The sequence below is a fragment of the Corynebacterium sp. HMSC074H12 genome (assembly GCF_001813755.1).
GTDB lineage: Bacteria > Actinomycetota > Actinomycetes > Mycobacteriales > Mycobacteriaceae > Corynebacterium > Corynebacterium hiratae.
In genome coordinates this window covers 127,289-151,931 of record NZ_KV813927.1, presented here as the reverse complement: position 1 = coordinate 151,931, position 24,643 = coordinate 127,289, and the positions used below count along the sequence as shown (strand labels likewise).

Sequence of the window (24,643 nt, the reverse complement as noted above, 5' to 3'; positions counted from 1 at the left end):
CTTTCCCCACGCCCTGGGAACCTTCAGTAATGTCGTTTTCTTTTTCCACGGGCTAAATCCTAGCAATGCGCGCCGACATCCCGGTATGCGGCTCGGCCGGAGGCTGCTGAAAACACAAAGCCCTCCGCCTTACCCACAAGAATCGGTGGGAAGCGGAGGGCTGAAGAGCAGCTAGAACTAGCGGCGCTCCTTGATGCGGGCCTTCTTGCCACGCAGGTCGCGCAGGTAGTACAGCTTCGCGCGGCGCACGCGGCCGCGGCGAACTACCTCGATGGAGGCAATGTTCGGGGAGTGAACCGGGAAGGTACGCTCAACGCCGATGCCGAAGGAAACCTTACGCACGGTGAAGGTCTCGCGGATGCCGTCGCCCTGACGGCGGATGCAGACACCCTTGAAGAGCTGGGTACGCTCGGTGCTGCCCTCGATGACCTTGACGTTGACGTCAAGGGTATCGCCCGGGCGGAAGGACGGGATATCGTCGCGCAGCGAAGCTGCATCAACCTTATCAATGAGGTTTGCCATTGGTGTTTTCCTTTTCAGTTTAAGACAGAGGACCCTGGCGCCACCGCGAGGCGGCTGACCGGTTCGTGCCTATTACACAGAACATCGCTATCTTTCCACACCCCACCCCCGCAGAACAAATTGCCCCAAACGCCTGACACCTGCCCACCGGGGGCTCTAAGGTGGGTGACGCACTGATACCCCACGGGTGCCCACGGGAAGTGGGCTGAGAGTGGCGCTGATACCGCGCCTGCACCGTTCGAACCTGTCTGGTTAGCACCAGCGAAGGAAGAGAGGAGCAGCCATGACGGCTACCCATAACCCCATCCAGTCCACCGACTCCGGCGAGATCCACCCCAAGCACTCCTACTCCCCCATCCGGGAGAAAGGTCTGGAGGTGCCCGAGACCGAGATCCAGCTGGATGATTCCCCCACAGGGCCCAACGAACCCTTCCGCATCTACCGCACGCGCGGCCCGGAGTGTGAGCCTGAAGTAGGCCTGCCGGCCCTGCGCGCCGAATGGATTGCGGAGCGCGGAGACGTTGAAGAGTATGAGGGCCGCGCACGCAACCTTGCTGACGATGGCCGCTCGGCCGAGCGCCGCGGTGCGGCTTCCTTGGAGTGGAAGGGGGAGCGTCGCCAGCCGCTGCGTGCGAAGGAAGGCAAGCGCGTTACCCAGATGCACTACGCACGCCAGGGGATCATCACCAAGGAGATGGAGTTCGTGGCTCTGCGCGAGCACTGCGACCCAGAGTTCGTGCGTTCCGAAATTGCCCGTGGCCGCGCCATTCTGCCCAATAACGTGAACCACCCGGAATCAGAGCCGATGATCATCGGACGGAAGTTCCTCACCAAAATCAACGCCAACATCGGCAACTCCGCGGTGACCTCCTCCATTGAGGAGGAAGTATCCAAACTGCGCTGGGCCACCCGCTGGGGCGCGGATACCGTGATGGACCTCTCCACCGGTGATGACATCCACACCACGCGCGAGTGGATCCTGCGCAACTCACCGGTCCCCATCGGCACCGTGCCCATCTACCAGGCGCTGGAGAAGGTTAATGGCGTCGCAGAGGACCTGACGTGGGAGATTTTCCGCGATACCGTCATCGAACAGTGCGAGCAGGGCGTGGATTACATGACCGTGCACGCCGGCGTGCTGCTGCCCTATGTGCCGTTGACCACGAACCGTGTTACCGGCATTGTGTCCCGCGGCGGCTCCATCATGGCGGGCTGGTGCCTGGCGCACCATAAGGAGTCCTTCCTCTATGAAAACTTCGACGAACTCTGTGAGATTTTTGCGCGCTACGACGTCGCATTCTCGCTCGGCGATGGCCTGCGCCCCGGCTCCCTAGCGGATGCCAACGACACCGCCCAGTTCGCCGAGCTCAAGACCATCGGTGAGCTCACCCGGCGCGCCTGGGAGTATGACGTCCAGGTCATGGTGGAAGGCCCGGGCCACGTCCCGCTCAACATGATTCAGGAAAATAACGAGCTCGAGCAGGACTGGGCTTCGGACGCTCCCTTCTACACGCTGGGCCCGCTGGTTACGGATATCGCCCCGGGCTATGACCACATCACCTCCGCCATTGGCGCGGCGCACATCGCCATGGGTGGTACGGCCATGCTGTGCTACGTCACCCCGAAGGAGCACTTGGGGCTGCCCAACCGCGATGACGTCAAGACCGGCGTCATCACCTATAAGCTTGCCGCCCATGCCGCCGACGTGGCCAAGGGCCACCCAGGTGCGCGCGCCTGGGATGACGCGATGAGCAAGGCTCGCTTTGAGTTCCGCTGGCACGACCAGTTCGCGCTCTCCCTCGACCCAGACACCGCGCAGGCTTATCACGATGAGACTCTGCCCGCCGAACCGGCCAAGACCGCACACTTCTGTTCCATGTGCGGCCCGAAGTTCTGCTCTATGCGCATCAGCCAGGACATTCGGGATACATTCTCCGATTCGCTGGGCATGCCAAGCTTTCCAGGTAAGGGCGCCATCGATCCCGAAGTCGTGGCAGCCGCCCGCGCGGGAGAGAAGCAGATGTCGGAGGAATTCAAGGCCCAGGGCTCACAGCTCTATCAGGAAGAAGAAACCGCGCATGCCTGATCTTCGCTGCTACTTCGTCACGGGCAAGGGCACGCCTGCGGAGATCGTGCGCATCGCTGCCGCAGCGGCCCGGGGCGGTGCCGGGGTGGTACAGGTACGCTCCAAGCCGATTTCCGCCCGCGACCTCTACCATCTGGGTCGAGAGGTAGCCCGCGCGGTGGCACAGGCCAACCCAGAAACGCGTGTGCTTATCGACGACCGCGTCGACGTCGCCGCCGCCCTACGCCACGCCGGCGAATCGGTGCACGGCGTACACGTCGGCCAGGACGATCTACCCGTGGCCGCTGCCCGCGCGTTGTTGGGTCCGGACGCGATTATCGGTCTGACTACCGGCACCCGCGAGTTGGTTGAGTCCGCCAACGACGCCGCAGATGTCATTGACTACATCGGCTGCGGCCCGTTCCGCGCGACCCCAACGAAGGACTCCGGCCGCTCGCCGCTGGGGCTTCACGCCTACCCGGAGTTGGTGAAGCTCTCCCGTGTGCCACTCGTGGCTATCGGTGATGTCACTGCTGAGGATGCCGCCGACCTTGCCGCGACGGGCGTTGCGGGCCTCGCTGTGGTGCGCGGCATCATGCATGCCGCCGACCCGGAAGCCTACTGCCGCGAGCTGCTTGCCGGTTTTGATGAAGGTGCGCGATGAGTACTAGCTCTGAACCTTCGGTCATCGTCGTCGGCGCGGGCGTCATCGGTCTGGCCACCGCCGTGGAACTGGCCGCGCGGGGCTTTAAGGTCACGGTGCTGGATCCGGCGCCAGCCTCCGGAGCTACCCACTTCGCCGGCGGCATGCTCGCCCCTGCCGCCGAGGTGGTCTACCAGCAGGATCCTCTCTTCCCGCTGATGCGTGCCTCCGGCGCGTGGTACCCAGAGCTTATCGATCTGGTTGCCGCCCACACGGAGGTCCCCACTGGCTACCGCGCCGAGGGCACCCTTGTCATCGCCGCCGACCGCGCGGATGCTCAGCACCTCACCGAGCTGGCGGATTATCAGTCCCTCCACGGCATGGAGGTCGAGCGCATCACCGTGCGCGAAGCCCGGCGCGCCGAACCGTTGCTGTCACCACGCTTGGCCGGGGCCGTCAGCATCCCGGGTGACACGCAGGTCTTCCCCCGCCAGTGGACAGCTGCCCTCATCAGCGCTGCCCAAGCACTCGGTGTGCGTTTCTTCCGTACGGCAGCGCAGTCTATTGACGCCGCCACTGGCGTCGTGAGCACTCCCGCAGGCCAATTCCACGCCGACGATGTGGTGCTCGCAGCAGGCCTGGGAGCACGCGACATCGACTGGGCAGCCTCGGCTGGGCTCCATCGCTCCCCGCTCCACCTGCGCCCAGTATACGGAGATATCCTGCGACTGCGCGTACCGGACGAGCTCCAGCCGCTGCTCACCCGCGTGGTCCGCGGTTTCGTGGAGGACCGCCCCATCTACCTCATCCCCCGCGGCGATGGCACCCTCGCGGTCGGCGCTACAACCCGCGAGGACACGCTTGCCACGGCCCAGGCCGGCGGTGTCTACGCGCTGCTTCGCGACGCCATCCGCATCCTCCCCGCCATCGAAGAATGCGAATTCCTCGAGGCCAGCGCGGGTGCCCGCCCTGGCACTCCGGATGACTTGCCGTATCTCGGCCGCGTCAGCGACAAGCTCGTCATCTCCACCGGCTATTTCCGCCACGGCATTCTGCTGACGGCTCTGGCCGCGCGCTGTACCCGCGAGCTCATCGAAGGCACCGAACCCAGCATCGATCTCACCGCATGTGATCCCCTACGACACCTCAAGGAGCAACAATGATTCTGATCTTTAACGGTCAGCCCTATGACACGGCAGCAGACACCGTCGCCCAACTGCTGGAAGAAAAAGGCATCGACGCCGACGGCACCGCCGTGGCACTGTCCGAGCAGGTCGTTCCACGCTCGCAGTGGGAGTCCACCCCACTCACCGAAGGCGCGACCGTGGAAGTCCTCACCGCTGTTCAGGGAGGCTAGAAACTACATGCTCACCATCGCCGATACCACCTTTTCTTCCCACCTCATCATGGGCACCGGTGGGGCCACGAGCCATGAGGCCTTGGAGCGCGCGCTCGTCGCCTCCGGAACCGAGCTGACCACCGTGGCCATGCGCCGCCACGCTGGTACCCGTGACGGTGAGAGCATCTTCGACCTGTTGCGCCGGCTGGGCATCGCTCCGTTGCCCAACACCGCCGGCTGCCGCACCGCGCGCGAGGCCGTGCTCACCGCCCGCATGGCCCGCGAGGCGCTGGGGACATCCTGGGTCAAGGTAGAAGTCATCGCCGACGAGCACACGCTCCTGCCCGATGTCGTGGAGACCCTCGACGCCACCGAACTGCTCAGCGCCGAAGGTTTCACCGTGCTGGCCTACACCAGCGACGATCCCGTGGCCGCCCAGCGCCTCGAGGATGCGGGCGCTGCGGCCGTCATGCCGCTGGGCGCCCCCATCGGCACCGGGCTGGGCATCCTCAACCCGCACAACCTCGAGCTCATCTGCTCACGTGCCTCGGTGCCCGTGCTTGTCGACGCCGGCATCGGCACCGCCTCCGATGCCACCCTCGCCATGGAGCTCGGCTGCTCCGGTGTGCTGCTCGCCAGCGCAGTCAACCGCTGCCAAGATCCGGAAGCCATGGCCACCGCCATGCGCCACGCCGTCGAAGCGGGACGACTCGCGCGCAGCGCCGGTCGTATCCCGCAGCGCGAACATGCCCAGGCATCCTCCACCTTCGAGGGCCTAGCCTCCTGGGCGGACCAGGTCCTATAGCCCACTGCTTAAAAGGACAGACATCATGCTCAGCAAAACCGAACGCGCCCGGACCGCGCGCCAACGCCTCCTGCCCGGCTTCGGCGATGCGGCCCAGGAGCGTCTCAATGCCGCGCACGTGCTCGTCGTGGGCGCCGGCGGGCTGGGCTGCCCGGCTCTCCAGCAGCTCGCGGCGGCAGGCATCGGGCGCATCACGCTCATCGATTCCGATACCGTCGATATCAGCAACCTGCACAGGCAGGTGCTGTTTGGTGCGGGGGACGTCGGCAAGCCCAAGGCCGAGGTAGCCGCCGCGCGCGCCCGCGAGCTTGCCCCCGAGCTGCAAATCACCGCGCTCAACGCGCGGCTGACTTCCTCTACTGTTCTTGACCTCTGCGCCGAGGCCGACCTCGTCCTCGATGGCTCAGATACCTTCGACACGAAGTACCTCGTCGCAGACGCCTGCGAGCTCACCTCTACCCCGCTGGCTTGGGGAACCGTGCTGCGCTACGGCGGGCAGGCCGCGCTGTGGCATTCCGGTAAGGACTGCGCTGACGGGCGCGGGGTGGGCTTGCGTGATCTCTTCCCCGCCCCGCCGGAGGGCGAGGCGCTCGAGTGCTCCACGGCTGGGGTCCTGGGTGCTACGACGTCCGTCATCGCGGGGCTCATGGCCACCGCGACGCTGGGCTGGTTGGGGAAGCTTCCGCACCATGAGGAGCTGCGTGGCCGTGTTACGTCCTATGAGGCGCTGCCCGGTAGTTTCCGCACGCTCACAGTCGGCCCGGATCCTGCGCGCCCGCTGGTCAGCACCTTGCCCGGAGAGCGCAGCTTTCCGCCTGAGCTTCGCGACGGCCACGCCGCCCTCCTCGATATCTCCGAGAACACCGGCTTTCCTGATGCCACGGTGTCACTGCCCTGGCATACCGTCACCGATGATGATGCCGTGCGCCGTGCGCTCGCTTCGTGCTCTTCCGAACTGGTCTACGTTGCCTGCCCCTCCGGTGGGCGCAGCGCTGGCTTCGTCCTACGCTACGCCGATCTGGCAGCGGATATGGGCATCGAGCTGCGTAACCTTCCGGGTGGGCTCGCGTCTCGCGATTACTAGGCGTCGACCACCGCCGGAGCGCGGAAGAGGTGCTCGTCCACAATTCGGGCGGTGCCATGGTGGCGAGCCCGGAAGACCACGCAGGAAGCCACCAGTGCGAGGGCAGTCACAATAAACAACACTGCAATACCGGCCCAGAAAGTTCCGTCGTGGATGCCGTCGGTGGCGCGAGTAAAGGCATTCTTCGCATAGGACATCGGATGGAAAGGATGCAACATGCTCAACGGGCGCGGAATCGCCGCCACCGGCCATACACCGCCGAAGACCATGATGCCCAGAGCGAACGCACCTACGGCGAAGATGGCGCCGATCTTGCGTCCAAAGGTGACCAGGAAGAACTGGTAGGTCGCCGCCCCCACGGCGGCGATGGCGGCGATAACTAGCAGCATCATCGGCCAGCTCGCCGGTGACCATCCCATCATGGAGGACATGAAGGCCATGAAGGCTAGGACGAGGAAATTCAAGCCCGCCACGACTCCAAAGGCTGCGAGGATACCGCGCACCGGGCTTGTGGCCGACTCGCCCCGGCGCCCCAGATAATAAGGCAGTGTCATGGCAACCAGCAGCATGACGAGGAAGCCGAAGACGAGCACGAAGAGCATCGATACACCACCGGTGATGTTCTTCTGGGTCGGATCGACCGGGTCGACCACCGTCTGCACTGGGTGAAGGTTGGAGGAGGTGAAGTTGATGGGCACGGCCATGTTCTGCGCAGACGTATCCGGCTGGGTAATGGAGGGGGCCTTGGCGGCGCCGTCGGCAAGCTTGGTGGCCAATTCGTTGGATCCCGCCTTGAGCTGGTCCATGCCATCCTTCAACTCCGTGCCACCGGCGGCGAGCTGGCTCGTGCCATCCTTCAACGTGCCGGTGCCCTCGTGCAAGCGGGAAGCACCGTCCTGCAGCTGGGCGGCACCGTCGCTCAGTTCGCCAACACCCGCGCGCAGCTGCTGGGAACCATCGGACAAGCGGTGCGCACCGTCATTAAGAGCCATCATGCCGCCCAGGTACTCCGAATTGGGATCGGCCAGGTTGTAGTAGAGCTGGCCGGTGCCGGCAGAAAGCTTCTCCAACTGCGCCACCATGTTGCCGCTGGCGGCCGGGTCCAGCTTGGAGACCAGTGAATAAAGCTGCTCAGCTTGTTGGTGCATGCCGAGGCCGCGGAGGACGTCGACAAGCTGCAGGAGTGCCGGGGCCACGGCCTGCGCCTGCTTGAGCACCGGGATGAGCATGCCCGTGAGCTGGTTAACACCGCCGTCGATCTGACCCGCGCCATCCGCCAGGCGGCCGGTGCCGGCAAGGAGCTTGTCGGAGCCGTCGGCAAGCTGGGCGGCGCCATCATCGAGCTGCGCGGCGCCATCGCTGAGGCGTCCTACTCCGTCATTCAGGCGGTTCGTGCCGTCCAGCAGCTGGCCCGTGCCGTTGTTGAGATCGCCCGCGCCGGCGTCCAGCTTGGCGATTCCCTCGACCGCACGCCCGCCGCCTTCCTGCAATTTGCCCGCACCCTCATCGAGACGGCCGGCGCCCTCCGCCGCGGTGCCTAGGCCGTCGCTGAGTTTGTTGAGACCTTCGATGACCTGGTCGGCGTATTTCTTGGAAATCGCATTTTCCACGCTGGTCTGGACCTGCGGGATGAGGCTGGAGGAAATCACCGAGCCATTCGTGCCGTAATAATCATTGGTGGCGAAATGAATCTCCGGTTTGACTGGTTTATCGCTGATGATGGTGACGGCCTGCTCGGAAAAGTTCTCCGGGATGGTCACCACCATGAGGTACTTGCCCTTGAGCAACCCCTCGTCCCCATCGTCTTTGCTGACCTCGGCGAAGTTCAGGTACCCCGTCTCCAACAGGCCTTCGACGACCTGATCACCGTAATTGGTGTATTTGCCCTGCTTCTCGACGCCCGCATCCTCATTCACCACCGCCAGGTCAATGTTGCGCATGTACTTTGACGGGTCCCACATGGCCCACATCATGGTGCCGGCGACGATCAGCGGTGCAACGAGAAGAAAAACGATGAGCACGCGCGACACGGTACTCGTGGGGCGCCAATCCAGGACGCGGTGCCAGCCCATGGCTTCGCTGTCGCGGGTCGCAGCACTCCCCTCATTCGCCCGACCAGGCGAAGAACCATTCTTCCGGTCTTCTTCAGTCTCACGGCTCATTCCCGCCTCCTTATAGTGATAGCTCAGGTCCGCTTCTAACCCTCTGTCCAGGCATATTCGACGAAAGAGCGAGCATGAGCGAGACCGCTAGATCGTTTGTTTCACCAAACATACCACTGGAGGAGTTGACGACATAAACTTATTATCATTCGTGCCATTGCGCCCCGTCCAGTTTTTTCGCGTGGATTACGAGCTCGGGGCTGCGTTTGGCCGTGTGGGTGCTGGCCATTCCCGCGTGAGATCCAAGTTATGAGGCACATGAACAGGGCGTTTTCTCCTCCGGTTGCGAGGCATTAAGGCCTGTTTTAGTCTCTGTGCCCATGGGGGATATCGAAACCTACATCCGCCTTCGCAATTCGGGGATTGCGTTGGTGGAAGCAGCAACCAGCACACCCGAAGGCTTACGTGCGCTCGGCGCCTCGGCCGGTGATGCCGCGGAGCTGGCGTCGCTTCATGCCATTTATTTCGGCGATACCCGCTTCACCGGAAAGCAGCGCGCAGCGCGTCAGGCGGCCCAACGCCAGGGCCACGACCTGGCCACGTTGAACCTGATTGAGTCCTACACCGCCAAGTTGAAGAAACAGCTCGATGTCTGGAATTTGCGCGTCGCGCTGGCATCCACGCCTTCAGAACGGGTTGCTTCAGTGGCGGTGGAGCGCTTGAAGGAGCTCAGGCCCAAACGCGTGCCTTCACCAGGGGTGCGGCTGACCTACCGCAAGAATGGCCCGCACTCGCTCACGGTTACCGATACCGCTCTGAACATATCCACCATTCGCAGCACACTCGAGTCCATCAACCCCGCCGACCTCCTGGACGCCACCCACCAGGTTTTCTTCAAAGAAGGCGTGGGCTCGCGGCCGGCGGTGGGAACCAACGTCGTGATAACGCTCGACGAGCTCGACAAAGTCGTCCGCCATGACGGCGACGACATCGAACTCGAGCTCACCAACGGCGGGCGCATGAGTGGCGCAGAGTTTCTCACCTACAAGTTCGCCGAAACTGGCTACGCCACATTGGTCCACCCCACCATCGGGCCGGTGTGGTTGCACCGACTTTCGCGCTTTGCCAGCCTCGAGCAGCGCATCATGGCCAGCGCCGAACACCCCACCTGCGCTATCGAGGACTGCAATAAACCGGCGGACTACTGCCAAGTCCACCACATCATTCCCTGGCAGGCAGGCGGGGAGACCAACCCGCCCAACCTGACCATGCTGTGCGCCTACCACAACGGCATCAACGACGATGACCCCACCAGCCCGACCGGCAGAGGCTATGTCTTTCGTCTAAAAGGGCCCGTTGACTACATCCCGCCCTGGGGAACGCCGATTACCGGGCAGCCCGCCTACCAAGAAGCGGTCAAACGGCTCGCCGCCGACAAAACCCACGCCCGACCGCCGGATCCACCAAACGGTAGCCCACCGCCCGGATAGCTCGCACCCCAGCACCGTGCCGCCAAAGCAGCTCATCCCCAGCATGGTGCCTACTCCACGCGGAGGCCCCGCAAAACCGCGAGGCTTTCCGCGCCTTCGGCGATCCCTCAGCTAAGTCTCATCCCGCCGTCTGCACTGAACGATCTCGGATTCTCAGGAGACGGACTCTAAAGCCGCCGCTGGGGCGAGAACACACAAAGCTCCGACCGTTTGAACGGTTAGAAGCCGGCCTTCTTGAGAGCGTCGGCCATTGAGCCACCGCCGCCGCGGTCCACGCGGCCACGCCCACCGTCGCGGCGGGAGTTGCGCCGGTCGGAGCGGCCGCCGCGCCCCTCGGAACGCCCACCGTCGTTGCGGCGCTTAGGCGCGGGCTGGCCGGGTTCGTCGTCAAGCCGCAGCGACAAACCAATGCGCTGGCGCTCCACGTCTACCTCCATGACCTTCACCTTCACTACCTGGCCCGAGCGGACCACATCGTGCGGGTCGGAGACGAACTTGTGGCTCATCGCGGACACATGCACAAGCCCGTCTTGGTGCACGCCAACGTCGATGAACGCACCGAAGGCCGCAACGTTGGTCACGGTGCCCTCCAGAATCATGCCCGGTTTCAAGTCCGAGACCTTATCCACGCCCTCCTTGAACGTCGCGGTCTTAAACTCCGGGCGCGGGTCGCGGCCCGGCTTGTCCAGCTCCGCGATGATATCCGTCACCGTCGGCACACCGAAGGTGTCGTCGGCGAAGTCCGCCGGCGACAGCTTCGTCAACACCCGCGAATTGCCGATGAGCTCCGAGACCCCCAGACCAGTCTTCTCCGCGATGCGCGCCACCACCGGGTAGGCCTCCGGGTGCACGGCCGAGGCATCGAGCGGATCCTTACCGCCATTGATGCGCAGGAAGCCCGCCGCCTGCTCGAAAGCCTTCGGCCCCAAGCGCGGCACCTTCTTCAGCTCCTTGCGCGAGGCAAACGTGCCATTCTCATCGCGGTAGGCCACGATGTTGGCCGCAATCGTGGAGTTCACGCCAGCCACGCGCTCCAGCAGCGGAGCCGACGCCGTATTCAGGTCCACGCCGACGCCATTCACCGCGTCTTCCACCACGCCATCGAGCGTGCGCGCGAGTGCGACCTGGTTGACGTCATGTTGGTACTGCCCCACACCAATGGCCTTCGGGTCAATCTTCACCAGCTCCGCCAGCGGGTCCTGCAGGCGGCGCGCGATGGATACCGCACCACGCAGGGAGACGTCCATGTCGGGGAATTCATCGGCCGCCAGCTGCGAAGCCGAATACACCGACGCGCCCGCCTCCGACACCACGACCGGGCTCGGCCGCTTCCCACCCGCCTGCGCGATGAGGTCCGCGACTTCACCGGCAAGCTTCTCCGTCTCACGCGAAGCGGTGCCATTACCAATCGCCATGAGGTCCACCGAATGAGCCGCGCTTAACGACGCCAACTCCCTCACCGCCTCAGCCCACTTCTGCTGCGGCTGGTGCGGGTAGACGATGGTGGTGGCTAGGACCTTGCCCGTCGGGTCGACGACCGCACACTTGACGCCGTTGCGGTATCCCGGGTCCAAGCCCAGCGTCGCGCGCTGGCCCGCCGGGGCCGCCAGCAGAACATCGCGCAGGTTGGTCGCGAAAACCTTGAGCGCGCCTTCCTCCGCCTTCTCTTTGAGACGCATGCGCACGTCGAGGCCCGAGGAGATGGAGAGTTTGGTGCGCCAGCCCCAGTGGACGGCGTCGGCAAGCCAGCGGGAGGTGTCAACGTCTAGGTCGAAGCGATCTGCGATCATGCCCTCGTAGATGGCGTCATCGCCGGCATCGAGGTTGAGCTGCAGCACGCCTTCGTTCTCGCCGCGCAGCAGCGCCAAGATGCGGTGCGAGGGAAGCTTCTCGAAGGGTTCAGAGAACTCGAAGTAATCTTTGAACTTTGCGCCTTCGGCTTCCTTGCCTTCCACCACACCGGCGTTCATGGAACCGCTGGTGTACATGCGCTCGCGCACCTCGCCGACGAGATCCGCGTCCAGCGCAAAACGGTCCACCAAGATGGCGCGAGCACCATCGAGGGCCTTCTTCGTTTCCTCGAAACCTTCGGTGAGGTACTCCCCTGCCAGCTCGGCCGGGTCCGCCGAAGGGTTCTCGATAAGCTTATCGGTCAGCGGCTCCAAGCCTGCCTCACGCGCGATATCCGCCTTGGTTTTGCGGCGCTTCTTATACGGCAGGTACAGATCCTCTAGGCGCGCCTTGGTTTCGCAGCCCTGGATGAGCGCGCGCAGCTCATCGGTCAGCTTGCCCTGCTCCTCAATCGCGGCGAGCACCGTTTCCTTGCGCTCCTCCAGTTCCCGCAGGTAGGTCGAGCGTTCCTCGATGATACGCAGCTGCGAGTCATCCAGCCCGCCGGTGGCTTCCTTGCGGTATCGGGCGATGAACGGAACGGTGTTACCCTCCGCCATGAGCTTGAGGGCGGCTTCGACAAACTGCTCTTTGACGCCCAGCTCTCCAGCAATGGTGGCTGCGATATTCACAAAACCTCTTTATGGGTCGGGGACTTAAGACCTTCTCACCCTATACCCCGCCCTGCCACGCGCAGGAAGTGCCCAGGCCAAACTCGGTGTGACCAATCTCTGAGGTTCCGTACCAGAGAGTATGCGGCGGCAAGCACTCCGCGACGGCGGCGGTGACCTTGGTCAGCGGCAGGTCAGAGGTGCCGTTGACGATGACCCTCCACACGTGCTCACTCACCGGCGGCTGGCCGTGTTTATCCATGTACTCGTTGACCAAGATATTGTCGGGCTCGCAGGTAAAGGAGATGATCTCTGCGTTGATGTCGAGCGGTTCGACGCCTCCTTCGCGCAGGCGCTGCGGCATGGCCTTGAGGACCTTGTTCCATTCAGCCTCAGTCATAAGTATTGACAAGTCAGTGCTGACGTCCATCTCAATCCTCCTTTAAGGTTTCCAGGTAGGCGCGATCGGCCTCACTTAACTCCGCTGCATCGAGCAGCTCTGGGCGGCGCTGCCATGTTCGCGCCAGCGACTGCTCGCGGCGCCACCGGTCCACACGGGCGTGGTCACCGGAGGTCAGCACGTCCGGAACCTTGAGGCCGCGCCACTCGCGCGGCTTGGTGTAGCTGGGCCCCTCCAGCAGGCCATCGGAGAAGGAATCTTCTTCGTGCGAGCGTCGGTTCCCCAACACGCCGGGGATAAGGCGCACGACGGCCTCGGCGATGACGAGCACAGCTACCTCGCCGCCGATGAGCACGTAGTCGCCGATGGAGACCTCGCGTACGCGGTAACGGTGCTGCGCATCGTCGACGACGCGCTGGTCGATGCCCTCGTAGCGCCCGCACGCAAAGACAATGTGCTCCTCCGCAGACCACGCTTGCGCATCGGCTTGCGTAAAAGGCTCTCCCACAGGAGTCGGCACGATAAGCAACGGCTTATCCGAATTCTCGCTCTCGCCATAGGCGCGCGCCTCAACGCCATGGATATCGTCGTGGCGCGGCTTGCTCAGGTGCGGCAGAGCGCTCTGGAGGTCCTGGGTGGAGGCGGTGCCGGAGGAGACGTCGTCAAGCGCGGGCCCCCACACCTCAGGCTTCATCACCATGCCGGGACCACCGCCATAGGGGGAATCATCGACGGATTTATGCACGTCGGTGGCCCACTGGCGCAGGTCATGCACGCCCACCGCGAGCTTCCCCTGCTCGATGGCCTTGCCCAGCAATGCGTGGCGCAGCGGGTCGAGATACTCCGGAAAGATGGTGACAACGTCGATTCTCATAGGTCGAGCAGCCCTTCCGGTGGAGTAATCGTGCAGGTTCCTTCCTCCAGATCGACCTCCGGCACGATCTCCTCCACAAAGGGGACGAGCGCTTCTTTGCCATCGGTGAGCGTGACTTCCAGGAGGGACTGCGTGGGGCCGTGGGTCACGCCGGTCACCTCGCCCACCTCTATGCCATCGAGGAGGACGCGCAAGCCTTCCAACTCGTGGTCATAGAAGCCGTCATCCTCTGGGTCTTCGAGAGGCTCGGCGAAGAACTGGGTGCCACGCAGCGAGTCCGCGGCCGTGCGATCCGGGATTTCCTTAAAGGTGATGAGCAGGCGCCCCTTGTGGGCGCGCACCGCCGCGATGGTGAGTTCGTGTTCCTTCTTGCCTTGTGTGCCGTGGAGAACCTCGCCGACGGCGAATCGGGTCTCCGGGGAATCGGTGGTCACCTCGACGGAGACCTCGCCTTTAATGCCGTGGGATTTCACCACGCGACCAATGAGTAGTTCCATGCCTGCTAGCTTAACGGGCTACGCTGGGGCGGCATGACTGAGCTTCCCATCAATGATGCAACCACCTTTGGCGACGCCTCCCACAACAGTGCCGCCCTCACAACGCTGAATCTGCTCGATGAGGCCCCCGAGCCGAACCCCACACGCCCCAGACCAGCCGTTAAGAGGGTCCTCAGTGCCGACGGCGCAAACCTCATCCTCTTCTCCTTCCTGCCTGGACAAGACCTACCTGATCACAAGGCCGCGCACCCCATCACCGTCCAGGTGCTCCAGGGATCGGTGATTTTTAGTTGCGGGGAACAAGATGAGGTGCTCGCTCCCGGACGCATAGTGCACCTTCCGGCGTACGTGCCGCATGCGGTGACATGTAGCGAGGAACCTGCACTCATGCTGCTCACCATGTTGACACCGAACACTGGCGCGAATGTCTAGACTTTTAGTACGATTCTAAGATCGTGAGTAGTTCGAAGCCGTATCACCATGGAAATTTGCATGAAGAGATCCTCCGGGAGGCCATTAAGCTCGGCCGGGAGGGCGGACCGGAGGCTGTGACGATTCGCGCCGCAACGCGCGCGGTGGGCGTCTCCCCCACCGCCGCCTACCGTCACTTCAAGGACCAAGCTGCGCTTCTCGACGCCGTCGGGGCCGTCGCCACCTACGAACTCATCAACAAGCTCAGCGATACCTTCGAAACGACGGAGGGCACCATCATTGACAAGATGATGGCGGCCGGTTTCACCTACTTCCACCACGCCTTGGAAGAGCCGCACTTCTTTATGTGCATGATGGCCGCGAGCAGCTTTGATATTCCGGCCGGGCTCGTAGCCGCGGCTGAGGGGCCCGGCGAAGATCCACGCGTGCAGGCAATGTTCAATTTCTACGGCTACATGGAGCAGTACGCGCGATCCATCGGCCAGCAACCCAAGAGGCAGCACATGATGCAGAATTGCCTGGCCGGCTGGTCAACGGTGCACGGTTTCACAGTCTTGTGCCTCAGCGGCCATTTGGGATCGCTACCGGAGGAAAAGGTGGAAGCTATGGCGCAGTCAGTTATTGCCTCCGCTGTCCGCGGCTTGGACTTCGAAAACCCTCTGGAGGTCCGCCTCCCACGGCCGAAAAACTAGATAATCCCCGCGACCTACTGGTCAGCGGGGATATTACGTTTGGAGTGCAGAAATTACTCTGCGGACTCCTCAGCCTCAGCGGAGTCGGCCTCTTCAGCCTTAGCGGCCTCTTCCTCAGCCTTAGCAGCCTCAGCGGCAGCGGCTTCCTCAGCAGCCTTCTCGGCGGCAGCCTTAGCCTCAGCCTCTTCCTTGGCCTTGCGCTTCTTCTCGGTGATGGCCTCGATGGTCGGGCCGTTGTTGGCCTCAGCCAGAGCAGCGTTGAAGAGATCCAGCTTGGACGGCTTCGGCTCAGCAACCTTCAAGGTGCCCTCTGCGCCCGGCAGACCCTTGAACTTCTGCCAGTCACCGGTCACCTTGAGCAGTGCGAGAACCGGCTCGGTCGGCTGTGCGCCGACACCCAGCCAGTACTGAGCGCGCTCGGAATCGATCTGGATCAGGGACGGCTCCTGCTTCGGCTGGTAGATACCGATGTTCTCGATAGCCTTGCCGGAGCGGCGGGTGCGTGCATCAGCGACGATGACGCGGTACTCAGCGTTGCGGATCTTACCCATACGCTGCAGCTTGATCTTGACGGCCATGATTGGCTCCTTTTCTAGTCACCGGGCAGTTCAGACACGCGCCGCTTTCTGGCGCGCCGGTTCAACCCTTGGATTTATCCTGCGCGTGACGTGCCGGCCGTCCGTAGGCGGTACCGGCGTTACGCAGAGATGAAGTTTTACGTGTCCTCCACGCGGTGCGTGAACAACCTCAACAACTTTAGCGGAACCCACACGAGATAGGAAATTCCCTTTAGCTCTTGCATAGTTAGGCCTTACCCCGTGAAAGGGGTAGTCTGTAATGCGGTTATTTCGCCGCCACACAATCCTCCTTTTATGAATAAACAAGCACCCTCCACATTCCGCTACCGTTACGACCTTGACGGCCTCCGCGGCATCGCGATCGCCTTGGTTGTTCTGTACCACGTCTTCGTTGGTCGTGTCTCAGGTGGCGTCGATGTCTTCCTCCTGCTTTCCGGGTACTTCTTCTTGGGCTCGCAGCTGCGCTATGCTGCGCGGCCGAATGCCTCCCTGAACCCGTGGTGGCCTATCTGGCGCACGCTCCGCCGGCTTGTTCCTTCCCTCGTGCTCGTCATCGGCGTGAGCTATCTACTCGTCCGGCTTTTCGCTCCGAAGCTCATGAACACGGAGCTCACCAAGCAGATCACTGCGACGGTCTTCTACTACCAGAACTGGGAATTAGCGCGGCAGAACGCTGACTACGCCGCTGCCTCCGCAAGCACATCACCACTGCAACACATGTGGTCCATGGCGGTCCAGGGCCAGTTCTACCTGCTGGGCATCTTCTTCGCTCTCGGCCTGGCCGCTTTCATGCGCCTGCGCCCCAAGAACACGGGCCTGCGAGAACAGCGCTTCTCTTCCATTAATTCCATCGCTGGCCCGATTCTCCTCGTAGTTACCGTCGCTTCTTTTGCCTATGCATCCCGCGACGGGCTCTTTGGCACCCCGGAGAACTACTACTCCACATGGTCGCGCGCGTGGGAGCTGACTTTGGGCGCGGTGCTCGTCATCTATGGTTCGCACCTGCGCATGCCGCAACACTTGTCCAACCTCGCCACCGCCGTCGGTCTGGCCGCGCTCGCCTGCACCGGTCTGGTTATCTCCGATACCTTGGCATTCCCTGGGCCGCTGTCCCTGTTGCCGATCGGCGGCGCGGTGCTCATCATTATCGGTTCCGGCGGGTCTTTCTCGCGGGTGCTCACCACCCGGGTTTCTCGTTGGCTCGGTGATATCGCCTACCCGCTCTATCTGTGGCACTGGCCTCTGCTCATCATTTCCATCGCCGCCCTCGGCCTGGAAACCCCTCCGTGGTGGCTCGGTGCCATCATTATCGTGGTGTCGCTGGGCTTGGCGGACGTGACGCATCGTTTCGTCGAGAAGCCCCTGCGCCAACACCGCAAACGCCCGCTTGCCGACGACCTCCCCGTCCACCGCGGCCTCGCCGACCTCCGCACCCGCACCGGCGCTCTCCGCGGGGTCGGTGGCGTCGTCGTTGCTGCCTGCACCATTGCTCTCGTGGCCGTTCAGCCGCTGTGGCTGCGTAGCCTGCAGGAGGCCAACCGCGAAATCCTAGATCCGAGGCTCTACCCGGGAGCCACGACCTTCGTTGAGAACATCACGCCGCCTGAGAACGTAGAGATCAAGCCTGACCCGATTCTCGCGCGCGGCATCCAGCCGCCGGTCGCTGATAATTGGTGCTTCATTCCGGAGCAGGAACCAACGGACTACTTCATCGAGACGCAGAAAGACGGCGTGACGCCGTGCATCTTTGGTGACGTTGATTCCGACGTCGAGGTCTACTTGGTTGGTGGCTCGCATGCGGAGCAGTTCTCCTCGGCGCTGGATTACTTGGGCCGCGAGATGGGCTTTAAGCTCGTCCCGCTTACCCGCGTGGGTTGCCCCATCGAGTTGGGCGATGAACTGAGTGTGAAGCCCTCTTGCGCCGAATGGAGCAAGGAAGTGGTCAAGCGCATCATCGACGCGGACCCAGCGTTGGTTGTGTCCAATTCCACGCGGCCAGGACAGCCGTTCGGCCACGGCCCCGATGCTGTCCCACCAGGCTACATAGCCTTCTGGGACGAGCTGGCCAAGCACGATATCCCCTTTGTAGGCTTCCGCGACAACCCGTGGGGCTTCGATGAACACGGCAATGGCCGCCAGTTTGATGAGTGCTACGTGGCCACCAAGGATTCCCTCGGGTGTGGCATGCGTTTCGAGGAGGTCTACGCGCCCTATGACCCCGGCGCTGAAGTCCTCTCGCAGTACGACAACATGCTCGCCGTGGACACCTCGAAGTGGTTCTGCAACGCCGACGGCGATTGCCCGGTCATCATCGGCAATATTATGGTCTATCGCGATATGCACCACTTCACCAAGGCCTTCGCCGACTCTGCCATCCCGCTCATCCGTGAAGCAATCGCGCCTATCCTCAACGGCGAGCAGGTCAAACAGCAGCCCCCGCAGATTCCCGCCGATAGCCCCGTGATCCCCCAGTCCGCTGAGACGCCTCCGGCCACACCCGCGGAGCCCATCCCCTTTCCGGCCTACCCCACAGGAGAAGCCATCTAGTACGCAGAAGGGCCGGCGCTACAAAGCGCCGGCCCTTGTCTCACCGAAGAAGGCTATGTTCTTCTTCGGTTATTTCTTCTTGCCCTGCCCAAAGTCCAGGTTGCTGAGGTCGATATTTTCCATGCCCTTCGGCATCTTTATATCGCCTAGTCCGGGCATGCCGCCGCCCATTTGCTCCTGCATCTTTTGCAGCTCCTGCATCGACGGCATGCCACCCGGCATACCGCCGCCACCACGACGCTTCGGCGGCTTGCGCTTGCCGTTCTTGCCCTTGCGGCCCTTCGGCTTCTTCTTGGTAGCGGAACGCCCACCGCCCATGCCCGGCATACCAAAACGGCCGGCCATCTGCGACATCATCTTCTTGGCTTCGGTGAAGCGCTCGATGAGCTGGTTGACGTCAGACACGCTCACGCCAGAACCGAGGGCAATGCGCTTACGACGTGAAGCGTTGAGAATCTTCGGGTTTTCCCGCTCCTCCGGCGTCATACCGCGGATAATGGCCTGGATGCGGTCAAGCTGCTTTTCGTCGACCATGTCGGCGATCTGGTTCATCTTGTTGCCGCCGGGCATCATCTTGAGCAGGTTGCCCATCGGCCCCAGGTTGCGCACCATGAGCATCATGTCCAAGAAGTCATTGAGCGTCATCTCGCCGGAGCCCATCTTCTTGGCGGCTTCCTCCGCCTTAGACTGATCCAGCTTGGATTCCGCCTGCTCAATAAGTGTCAGCAGGTCACCCATGCCCAGAATGCGCGAGGACATGCGCTCCGGGTGGAAGACGTCGAAGTCCTCGAGCTTCTCACCTGTGGAGGCGAACATGATGGGCTTACCCGTGACCTCACGGATGGACAGGGCTGCACCACCGCGGGCATCACCATCCAGCTTGGTCAGGACGACACCGGTAAAGTCCACGCCATCGCGGAAAGCTTCAGCGGTCTGCACGGCGTCTTGGCCGATCATGGAGTCAATGACGAAGAGCACTTCGTCCGGGTTGACGGCATCGCGGATGTTGCGCGCCTGCGTCATCAGGGTCTCATCGATGCCGAGGCGACCAGCGGTATCGATGATGACGATGTCGTGCTGCGTACGCTTAGCCTCTTCGATGCCGCGCTTGGCGACGTCCACCGGATCCCCGTGCGAGGTACCCATCTCATGTTCGTGGGAGTCCAGGGAGGTGCCAGGATCCGGCGCGTAGACGTCGACCCCGGCGCGCTCGCCGACGATTTGGAGCTGCTGCACCGCGCCCGGGCGCTGGAGGTCACAGGCCACCAGCATCGGGGTATGTCCCTTGGAGGCAAGGTGCTTGGAAAGCTTGCCCGCCAAGGTGGTCTTACCAGCGCCCTGGAGGCCGGCGAGCATGATGACCGTCGGTGGATTCTTGGCCAGGTTGAGGCGGCGGGTTTCGCCGCCGAGAATCTCGATGAGCTCCTCGTTGACGATTTTGACTACCTGCTGCGCCGGGTTGAGGGCCTCGGAGACCTCGGCACCGGCCGCACGCTCCTTGATGCGCTTGATAAAGCCGCGTACGACGTTGAGCGAGACGTCCGCCTCCAACAACGCAAGGCGGATTTCGCGCGCTGTGGCGTTGATGTCCGCCTCGGTCAGCTTGCCCTTGCCGCGCAGGCCGGACAGGGCTGATTGCAAGCGGTCAGACAAAGACTCAAACACGGTGCAGTGCTCCCTCAACTATCGTGGATAAATTTATAACTTCCCCAGCTTAGCCGTTGACCAGTGCTTGGGTCACATTCCGGACGAGGGCGGCGCGGGGGACGTCGCCAAGCGGCACGGCGTGGAGCACCATCGTGGCGCCGGGCGCGGCGGTGGATACCCACTCGCACTCGGGAAGCAGCGCCAGCACGTGGCCGAGCGTACCCGGGTAGTCATCGATCCGAACTTCGAAGACTCCCCTGCTCCACATCGCGGTCGCGGGGCCCGGCACAAATTCGGGCAGCACGGTATAGGTGCCGGATTTATAGGACTGAACGAGGCGCTCCTCCACCGTGGCGAGATCGATAGCACCGTGCAGAGCGCGGATGTCGAACTCGCCGGCATAGCCCTCCTCGGTGCGCACGAGGCGCGAGCAAAGAATGTTCCAGCCCAGCGCGGCAATCAGGGCCAGGGGGCGCACTGCCTCCCGCTGGTAGCTGCCGCGCCACAGGACGGTAAAGCTGTCATCCTCCGGGTTGTGGCGCAGGCCGATGTCGCGGTCGGCGGCAACCAGAGGACGAACTGGGCGCAGTGCCTCCAACTGCGCAAAAGCATGCCCGCTGACCGCTTCAATGCCCTGCTCTAGCCTGCGGTTCCACACACCGGGTCCGGTGGATTCGGCATCGGCGCGGGCGAGCACGACGAGGAGAGCCAAGGTGAGGTAGTCATAGCGCACGGCTTCGAGGAGCTCGTCACGGGCTTCATCGGATGAAGGATCGGTGCGGGAGACGATGCGCGCCAGCGTGGTGTGCTCAGCGACCACGGTTTGGACGCGGGAGCGGTCCGCCAGGTCGAGTCCCAACTTGGCCGCGGCACGCGCCACCATCTCCGCCCCCACCAGCTCGTGCGGGCGACCATATCCTTTCCCGATATCGTGGTAGAGCCCCACCAAGAGCAGCAGATCGGGCCTCGCTACGGAGGTGCGTGCTTCTGCACAGCGCGCGACGGTAAGGATGGAGTGGTAGTCCACGGTGTGAGCGTGCGTGCGCTCGCGCGGCAACAACCCCCGGATGTGCTCCCACTCTGGGACGAGCCGCTCCCACAAGCCGTGAGCGTCCATCTCCTGGATGAGGCGCGGAGTGTTGAGCGGTGAAGACAACAGGCTAAAGAAGGCATCCGTCGCGGCGGCGGGCCAGCGTTCGGGCAGTTCCGGCAACTCGCGCAGTTGCTCCCAGACATGGGAGGGCACGGTTCTACCCGAGCGCGCTGCAGCGGCAGCCACGCGCAGGAGCAGCCACGGCTCGTCGAGATCGGCGGTGCGAGCGAGGCGGATCTCGCCCCCGGCATCGACCACCCCGATATCGAGGGGCTTACGTGTGCGGTTGTGGCTGCGTTTGGATACGACTCCCCGGGCAGTCGCCAATGCCCTCTCCACGGCTTTATCTACCGCGGTAGCCGCGGTGACCACGGCCGCGGACAAGTCATAACGGTCAGCGAAACCAAGCTCGTGGGCGATCTCCGCAGCGAACTCAGGATCGAGGACGTCGCGGTGCCGGTGGGCGGTGACGTGGAGGAGCGTGCGGACGTCGAGAAGCAAGGCCTGCTCCTCCTCGAGTGCTGGGGCGTCGGCGAGGTTTCCCAGGGCGAGGGCCCGCAGGAATTGGATGTCGCGCAGGCCGCCCCGCCCATTCTTGATATCCGGGTGGGTCATCGTGGCCAGGGTGCCAGAAAGGCGCCAGCGAGTAATGGCGAGGTCGACGAAAGCGTCGAAGTTGCTCTGCAACAGGCGGCGCCACGAGGCATAGACCTGGGCGCGGGTGGAGTCCACGAGCTGCTTGTCGCCGGCGACGAAAGCCAGATCCAGCTGCGCGAAGCCGGCGGCGGGATCAGATCCGGCGATGGCGCCGAACTCGCGCGGGGTGCGCACGGCGTAGTCAAGCCGGTATTTGGCGTCCCAGATGGGGTACCAGATTTCGGAGACGACGTCCTCGGGAAGCTCGGTGTCATCCGGGTGGAGGAGAATCAAGTCGAGATCCGAAAAAGGGGTCATCGCCCGCCGGGCGAAAGAACCCGTGGCGGCAAGCGCACAGCCGGGCGGAAGCTGCAGAGACTGCGTCAGCTCTATCGCCGAGGCATAGGCATCCTCACGCAGTTGGGCGGCCGTAGACACCTTTTAGAGAGCGGCCTCGCCGCGTTCACCGGTGCGTACGCGGATGACGTCCTCGACGTGCGTGATCCAAATCTTGCCGTCACCGATCTTTCCGGTATAGGCGGCGTCAACGATGGCAGAAAGGATATCCTCCACCTGCTCGTCGGAAGTGACTACCTCCAGCTTGACCTTGGGCACGAAGTCGGTGGCATACTCGGCGCCACGGTAGACCTCGCTGTGGCCACGCTGCTGGCCGAAACCCTGGGTCTCGGTCACGGTCAGGCCGTGCACGTCGTGCTGCTCCAAGGCCTCACGGATGTCCGGCAGCGTGAACGGTTTGACGATGGCAGTGATGAGCTTCATCTGTTACTCCTTAGCTCCGGCGGTGTCGACCCGCGGCTGGACGGTAGGTGCAGGGTTAATCCTAGCGTCGTGGGTGTGGCGACGGTGAGACGCCACGGACTCACGGAAGTCATAGGCGGACTCGCGGTGCTCGCTCAGGTCGATGCCTTGGTCTTCATCATCGGCCCTCCACCCCAGGGTGGCGCGGATGAGGAGCGCCACAACCAGCGTAACGGCAGCGGAGAACAGCATGGCGACGAGCGCGATGACCGCCTGGACGACGAGCAGCTTGAAGCCTTCCGAGAGGTAACCGGTGAGGATGCCGTTATCCGTGGCGAAGAAGGCCAACCCGATGGTTCCCCACAGGCCAGCGCACAGGTGCACGCCGACGACGTCCAGGGAGTCATCGAAGCCCCAGCGGTACTTCAGACTGATACACAGGCAGGCGATAATGCCGCCGAGGAACCCGAGGGCGATGGAACCGAGCGGGCTGAGTGCTCCTGCGGCCGGGGTGATGGCGACAAGACCTGCAATCGCGCCGGATGCAGCGCCGAGAGAAGTCGCGGCGTGGTCCCGGATTCTTTCCACGAGCATCCAGCCGAGCATCGCTGCGGCCGCTGCAACAGTGGTGTTGAGCCATGCCAGGCCAGCAAGACCGTCCGCAGCGAAAGCGGAACCGCCGTTAAAGCCGAACCAGCCGAACCACAGAAGCGCAGCGCCCAGCATCACCATCGGAAGGTTGTGGGGCCTATCGATGTGCTTCGGGAAGCCCGCGCGCGGGCCCACGACGATAGCCAGAACCAGGGCAGCCGCGCCGGCGGAAATGTGCACGACGGTGCCGCCCGCGAAGTCGATGGGAGCAATGAGAGCCTCACCGTTTGATACACCGAAGAGCCACGCTGCGAGGGAACGCGGGGCATGGGAGAGCACTCCCCCGCCCCACACCATGTGAGCGAGCGGAAAGTAGGCGAAGGTGATCCACACGCCCGCAAAGGTGAGCCACGCGGAGAACTTCACGCGGCCGGCGAGGGCTCCGGAGATGATGGCTGTCGAAATAATGGCGAAGGTTGTTTGAAAACCGATGTCGATGATGTTGGGGTAACCAGCACTGCCGGCAAGGTACTCGGCGGAGGGCCCGGTGATTTGGCCGCGTAGCCCCCAGGCTTCAAACGGGTTGCCCACGATACCGGCCAGCGAGCTTTCCGCATAGGACATGGACCACCCCCACAGAACGTAGAGCACGGGGACGAGCGCTAGTGCGCCGAAGGACATCATCATCATGTTGAGGACGTGACGGTTGCCCGCCATTCCGCCGTAGAACAACGCCAATCCGGGGGTCATGAGCAGCACCAAGGATGCGCTGATGAGCATCCATGCTGCGTCGCCGGAAGAAAATGCTTCAGGAGTCATACGTCAACTAACCTCGTTTCTATAGCTTGATAGGTAACGGGACTTAATATACCTATCGCACTATAGAATTAGGAAGGAAAGTGAGCTGCAGATCACACTTAAGATCGAAAAAGCGGCGAGGGAAGCACTCTCCTCGCCGCTTGTCCCAGCACGCGCCCTAGAGCTCGTCCTCGGAAGCCTTTACCGTTTGCTCACGCTCGCGCATACGCTTGGCATACTTCACGTCGGTGACGGTCACGCCGTAGATGGAACGGCCCATGTAGAAGGAGCCCACCGACGCGATGATCCACACGCCGAAACACGCGATCATGACCTTGATCAGCGACCACAGGGAAAACCCGTTCTCAGCAAAATCCACGACCAACTTCGCCACAAGCAGCAGCGGAACGGCCAAACCGACCGTCGGCCCCAGCAGGTTGACGCGGGTCAGGGCATCGGGCGCACGCCACAAGGCGATGGCGGTCCCAATGACCAAGACCGTGGCTACGACCAACAGAATCGAGGCGATAATCTCCGCGATAGTCATG

At 63.2% G+C, this 24,643-nt stretch carries 22 protein-coding genes and 1 riboswitch; of the genes, 10 read left to right on the top strand and 12 right to left on the bottom strand.

Going from position 1 to position 24,643, the window contains the following annotated elements; genetic code table 11:
• Positions 1–177: 177 nt before the first annotated feature.
• Complete coding sequence (gene rplS, locus HMPREF2932_RS08535) at positions 178–522, bottom strand: 50S ribosomal protein L19 (protein ID WP_046648044.1); 345 nt, start codon at positions 520–522, stop codon at positions 178–180.
• Positions 523–695: 173 nt separating this feature from the next.
• Positions 696–810: riboswitch (TPP riboswitch) on the top strand.
• Between rplS and thiC the strand changes: the two genes are divergently transcribed.
• From thiC to HMPREF2932_RS08505, 6 genes are all read left to right on the top strand, one after another.
• Positions 806–2,608 (top strand): phosphomethylpyrimidine synthase ThiC, encoded by a 1,803-nt coding sequence (thiC, locus tag HMPREF2932_RS08530; protein ID WP_071409990.1) that lies wholly within the window; start codon positions 806–808, stop codon positions 2,606–2,608. It overlaps the preceding riboswitch by 5 nt.
• Positions 2,601–3,251, top strand: a complete 651-nt coding sequence (locus HMPREF2932_RS08525; protein WP_071409989.1) for a thiamine phosphate synthase — start codon at positions 2,601–2,603, stop codon at positions 3,249–3,251. The genes thiC and HMPREF2932_RS08525 overlap by 8 nt, the downstream gene beginning before the upstream one ends.
• Positions 3,248–4,393, top strand: coding sequence for a glycine oxidase ThiO (gene thiO, locus HMPREF2932_RS08520; protein WP_071409988.1), 1,146 nt, complete (start codon positions 3,248–3,250; stop codon positions 4,391–4,393). Before HMPREF2932_RS08525 ends, thiO begins: the two co-directional genes overlap by 4 nt.
• Positions 4,390–4,587 carry a sulfur carrier protein ThiS gene (gene thiS, locus HMPREF2932_RS08515; RefSeq protein WP_046648041.1) on the top strand — a complete coding sequence of 66 codons (198 nt, stop codon included), beginning with the start codon at positions 4,390–4,392 and terminating at the stop codon, positions 4,585–4,587. Before thiO ends, thiS begins: the two co-directional genes overlap by 4 nt.
• Positions 4,588–4,594: 7 nt before the next feature.
• Positions 4,595–5,374 (top strand): thiazole synthase, encoded by a 780-nt coding sequence (locus tag HMPREF2932_RS08510; RefSeq protein ID WP_046648040.1) that lies wholly within the window; start codon positions 4,595–4,597, stop codon positions 5,372–5,374.
• Positions 5,375–5,399: 25 nt separating this feature from the next.
• A complete protein-coding gene (locus HMPREF2932_RS08505; protein ID WP_071409987.1) occupies positions 5,400–6,458 on the top strand; it encodes a ThiF family adenylyltransferase in 1,059 nt (352 codons plus the stop codon).
• Here the strand turns inward: HMPREF2932_RS08505 and HMPREF2932_RS08500 are convergent.
• A complete protein-coding gene (locus HMPREF2932_RS08500; RefSeq protein WP_071409986.1) occupies positions 6,455–8,620 on the bottom strand; it encodes a YhgE/Pip domain-containing protein in 2,166 nt (721 codons plus the stop codon). The genes HMPREF2932_RS08505 and HMPREF2932_RS08500 overlap by 4 nt on opposite strands.
• Before the next feature lie 320 nt (positions 8,621–8,940).
• Between HMPREF2932_RS08500 and HMPREF2932_RS08495 the strand changes: the two genes are divergently transcribed.
• Positions 8,941–10,050 (top strand): HNH endonuclease signature motif containing protein, encoded by a 1,110-nt coding sequence (locus HMPREF2932_RS08495; protein WP_046648037.1) that lies wholly within the window; start codon positions 8,941–8,943, stop codon positions 10,048–10,050.
• Between the two features lie 218 nt (positions 10,051–10,268).
• Here the strand turns inward: HMPREF2932_RS08495 and HMPREF2932_RS08490 are convergent, their stop codons facing one another.
• The 4 genes from HMPREF2932_RS08490 to rimM are packed head-to-tail and all read right to left on the bottom strand — an operon-like array spanning position 10,269 to position 14,322.
• Positions 10,269–12,572, bottom strand: a complete 2,304-nt coding sequence (locus tag HMPREF2932_RS08490) for a Tex family protein (protein WP_070754164.1) — start codon at positions 12,570–12,572, stop codon at positions 10,269–10,271.
• Positions 12,573–12,612: 40 nt separating this feature from the next.
• A complete protein-coding gene (locus HMPREF2932_RS08485) occupies positions 12,613–12,951 on the bottom strand; it encodes a hypothetical protein (RefSeq protein WP_232751664.1) in 339 nt (112 codons plus the stop codon).
• Between the two features lie 31 nt (positions 12,952–12,982).
• Positions 12,983–13,825, bottom strand: coding sequence for a tRNA (guanosine(37)-N1)-methyltransferase TrmD (gene trmD, locus HMPREF2932_RS08480; protein WP_046648034.1), 843 nt, complete (start codon positions 13,823–13,825; stop codon positions 12,983–12,985).
• On the bottom strand, positions 13,822–14,322 hold the full coding sequence (gene rimM, locus HMPREF2932_RS08475) for a ribosome maturation factor RimM (protein ID WP_070512602.1): 501 nt from the start codon (positions 14,320–14,322) through the stop codon (positions 13,822–13,824). The genes trmD and rimM overlap by 4 nt, the downstream gene beginning before the upstream one ends.
• Before the next feature lie 33 nt (positions 14,323–14,355).
• Between rimM and HMPREF2932_RS08470 the strand changes: the two genes are divergently transcribed.
• Together HMPREF2932_RS08470 and HMPREF2932_RS08465 are read left to right on the top strand one after the other, a co-directional pair.
• A complete protein-coding gene (locus HMPREF2932_RS08470) occupies positions 14,356–14,754 on the top strand; it encodes a cupin domain-containing protein (RefSeq protein ID WP_070515676.1) in 399 nt (132 codons plus the stop codon).
• Positions 14,755–14,777: 23 nt separating this feature from the next.
• Positions 14,778–15,446, top strand: coding sequence for a TetR/AcrR family transcriptional regulator (locus tag HMPREF2932_RS08465; protein ID WP_046648031.1), 669 nt, complete (start codon positions 14,778–14,780; stop codon positions 15,444–15,446).
• 53 nt (positions 15,447–15,499) lie between these two features.
• Here the strand turns inward: HMPREF2932_RS08465 and rpsP are convergent, their stop codons facing one another.
• Positions 15,500–16,024 (bottom strand): 30S ribosomal protein S16, encoded by a 525-nt coding sequence (rpsP, locus tag HMPREF2932_RS08460; RefSeq protein WP_046648030.1) that lies wholly within the window; start codon positions 16,022–16,024, stop codon positions 15,500–15,502.
• 294 nt (positions 16,025–16,318) lie between these two features.
• Here rpsP and HMPREF2932_RS08455 point away from each other — a divergent pair, with 294 nt between their 5' ends.
• Positions 16,319–18,571 carry an acyltransferase family protein gene (locus HMPREF2932_RS08455; RefSeq protein ID WP_070682050.1) on the top strand — a complete coding sequence of 751 codons (2,253 nt, stop codon included), beginning with the start codon at positions 16,319–16,321 and terminating at the stop codon, positions 18,569–18,571.
• A 69-nt stretch (positions 18,572–18,640) separates the two neighbouring features.
• Here the strand turns inward: HMPREF2932_RS08455 and ffh are convergent, their stop codons facing one another.
• The 5 genes from ffh to HMPREF2932_RS08430 all read right to left on the bottom strand — a co-directional run bounded on the left by ffh (position 18,641) and on the right by HMPREF2932_RS08430 (position 24,642).
• Positions 18,641–20,236, bottom strand: coding sequence for a signal recognition particle protein (ffh, locus tag HMPREF2932_RS08450; RefSeq protein ID WP_049155367.1), 1,596 nt, complete (start codon positions 20,234–20,236; stop codon positions 18,641–18,643).
• 49 nt (positions 20,237–20,285) lie between these two features.
• Positions 20,286–22,385 (bottom strand): [protein-PII] uridylyltransferase, encoded by a 2,100-nt coding sequence (locus HMPREF2932_RS08445; RefSeq protein ID WP_071409985.1) that lies wholly within the window; start codon positions 22,383–22,385, stop codon positions 20,286–20,288.
• Between the two features lie 3 nt (positions 22,386–22,388).
• Complete coding sequence (locus tag HMPREF2932_RS08440) at positions 22,389–22,727, bottom strand: P-II family nitrogen regulator (RefSeq protein WP_070701736.1); 339 nt, start codon at positions 22,725–22,727, stop codon at positions 22,389–22,391.
• Positions 22,728–22,730: 3 nt separating this feature from the next.
• A complete protein-coding gene (locus HMPREF2932_RS08435) occupies positions 22,731–24,116 on the bottom strand; it encodes an ammonium transporter (protein ID WP_070515681.1) in 1,386 nt (461 codons plus the stop codon).
• 157 nt (positions 24,117–24,273) lie between these two features.
• Positions 24,274–24,642 (bottom strand): Na+/H+ antiporter subunit G, encoded by a 369-nt coding sequence (locus HMPREF2932_RS08430; RefSeq protein WP_046648025.1) that lies wholly within the window; start codon positions 24,640–24,642, stop codon positions 24,274–24,276.
• Position 24,643 lies beyond the last annotated feature (1 nt).

Bases quoted from the DNA above. Each gene is read 5' to 3' on its own strand.
- rimM (WP_070512602.1), bottom strand. From the start codon at position 14,322: ATGGAACTACTCATTGGTCGCGTGGTGAAATCCCACGGCATTAAAGGC.
- HMPREF2932_RS08500 (WP_071409986.1), bottom strand. From the start codon at position 8,620: ATGAGCCGTGAGACTGAAGAAGACCGGAAGAATGGTTCTTCGCCTGGT.
- HMPREF2932_RS08435 (WP_070515681.1), bottom strand. From the start codon at position 24,116: ATGACTCCTGAAGCATTTTCTTCCGGCGACGCAGCATGGATGCTCATC.
- HMPREF2932_RS08485 (WP_232751664.1), bottom strand. From the start codon at position 12,951: ATGACTGAGGCTGAATGGAACAAGGTCCTCAAGGCCATGCCGCAGCGC.
- HMPREF2932_RS08455 (WP_070682050.1), top strand. From the start codon at position 16,319: ATGAATAAACAAGCACCCTCCACATTCCGCTACCGTTACGACCTTGAC.
- thiS (WP_046648041.1), top strand. From the start codon at position 4,390: ATGATTCTGATCTTTAACGGTCAGCCCTATGACACGGCAGCAGACACC.
- HMPREF2932_RS08525 (WP_071409989.1), top strand. From the start codon at position 2,601: ATGCCTGATCTTCGCTGCTACTTCGTCACGGGCAAGGGCACGCCTGCG.
- rplS (WP_046648044.1), bottom strand. From the start codon at position 522: ATGGCAAACCTCATTGATAAGGTTGATGCAGCTTCGCTGCGCGACGAT.
- HMPREF2932_RS08470 (WP_070515676.1), top strand. From the start codon at position 14,356: ATGACTGAGCTTCCCATCAATGATGCAACCACCTTTGGCGACGCCTCC.
- HMPREF2932_RS08430 (WP_046648025.1), bottom strand. From the start codon at position 24,642: ATGACTATCGCGGAGATTATCGCCTCGATTCTGTTGGTCGTAGCCACG.
- thiO (WP_071409988.1), top strand. From the start codon at position 3,248: ATGAGTACTAGCTCTGAACCTTCGGTCATCGTCGTCGGCGCGGGCGTC.
- HMPREF2932_RS08440 (WP_070701736.1), bottom strand. From the start codon at position 22,727: ATGAAGCTCATCACTGCCATCGTCAAACCGTTCACGCTGCCGGACATC.
- HMPREF2932_RS08510 (WP_046648040.1), top strand. From the start codon at position 4,595: ATGCTCACCATCGCCGATACCACCTTTTCTTCCCACCTCATCATGGGC.
- thiC (WP_071409990.1), top strand. From the start codon at position 806: ATGACGGCTACCCATAACCCCATCCAGTCCACCGACTCCGGCGAGATC.
- HMPREF2932_RS08495 (WP_046648037.1), top strand. From the start codon at position 8,941: ATGGGGGATATCGAAACCTACATCCGCCTTCGCAATTCGGGGATTGCG.
- HMPREF2932_RS08505 (WP_071409987.1), top strand. From the start codon at position 5,400: ATGCTCAGCAAAACCGAACGCGCCCGGACCGCGCGCCAACGCCTCCTG.
- trmD (WP_046648034.1), bottom strand. From the start codon at position 13,825: ATGAGAATCGACGTTGTCACCATCTTTCCGGAGTATCTCGACCCGCTG.
- rpsP (WP_046648030.1), bottom strand. From the start codon at position 16,024: ATGGCCGTCAAGATCAAGCTGCAGCGTATGGGTAAGATCCGCAACGCT.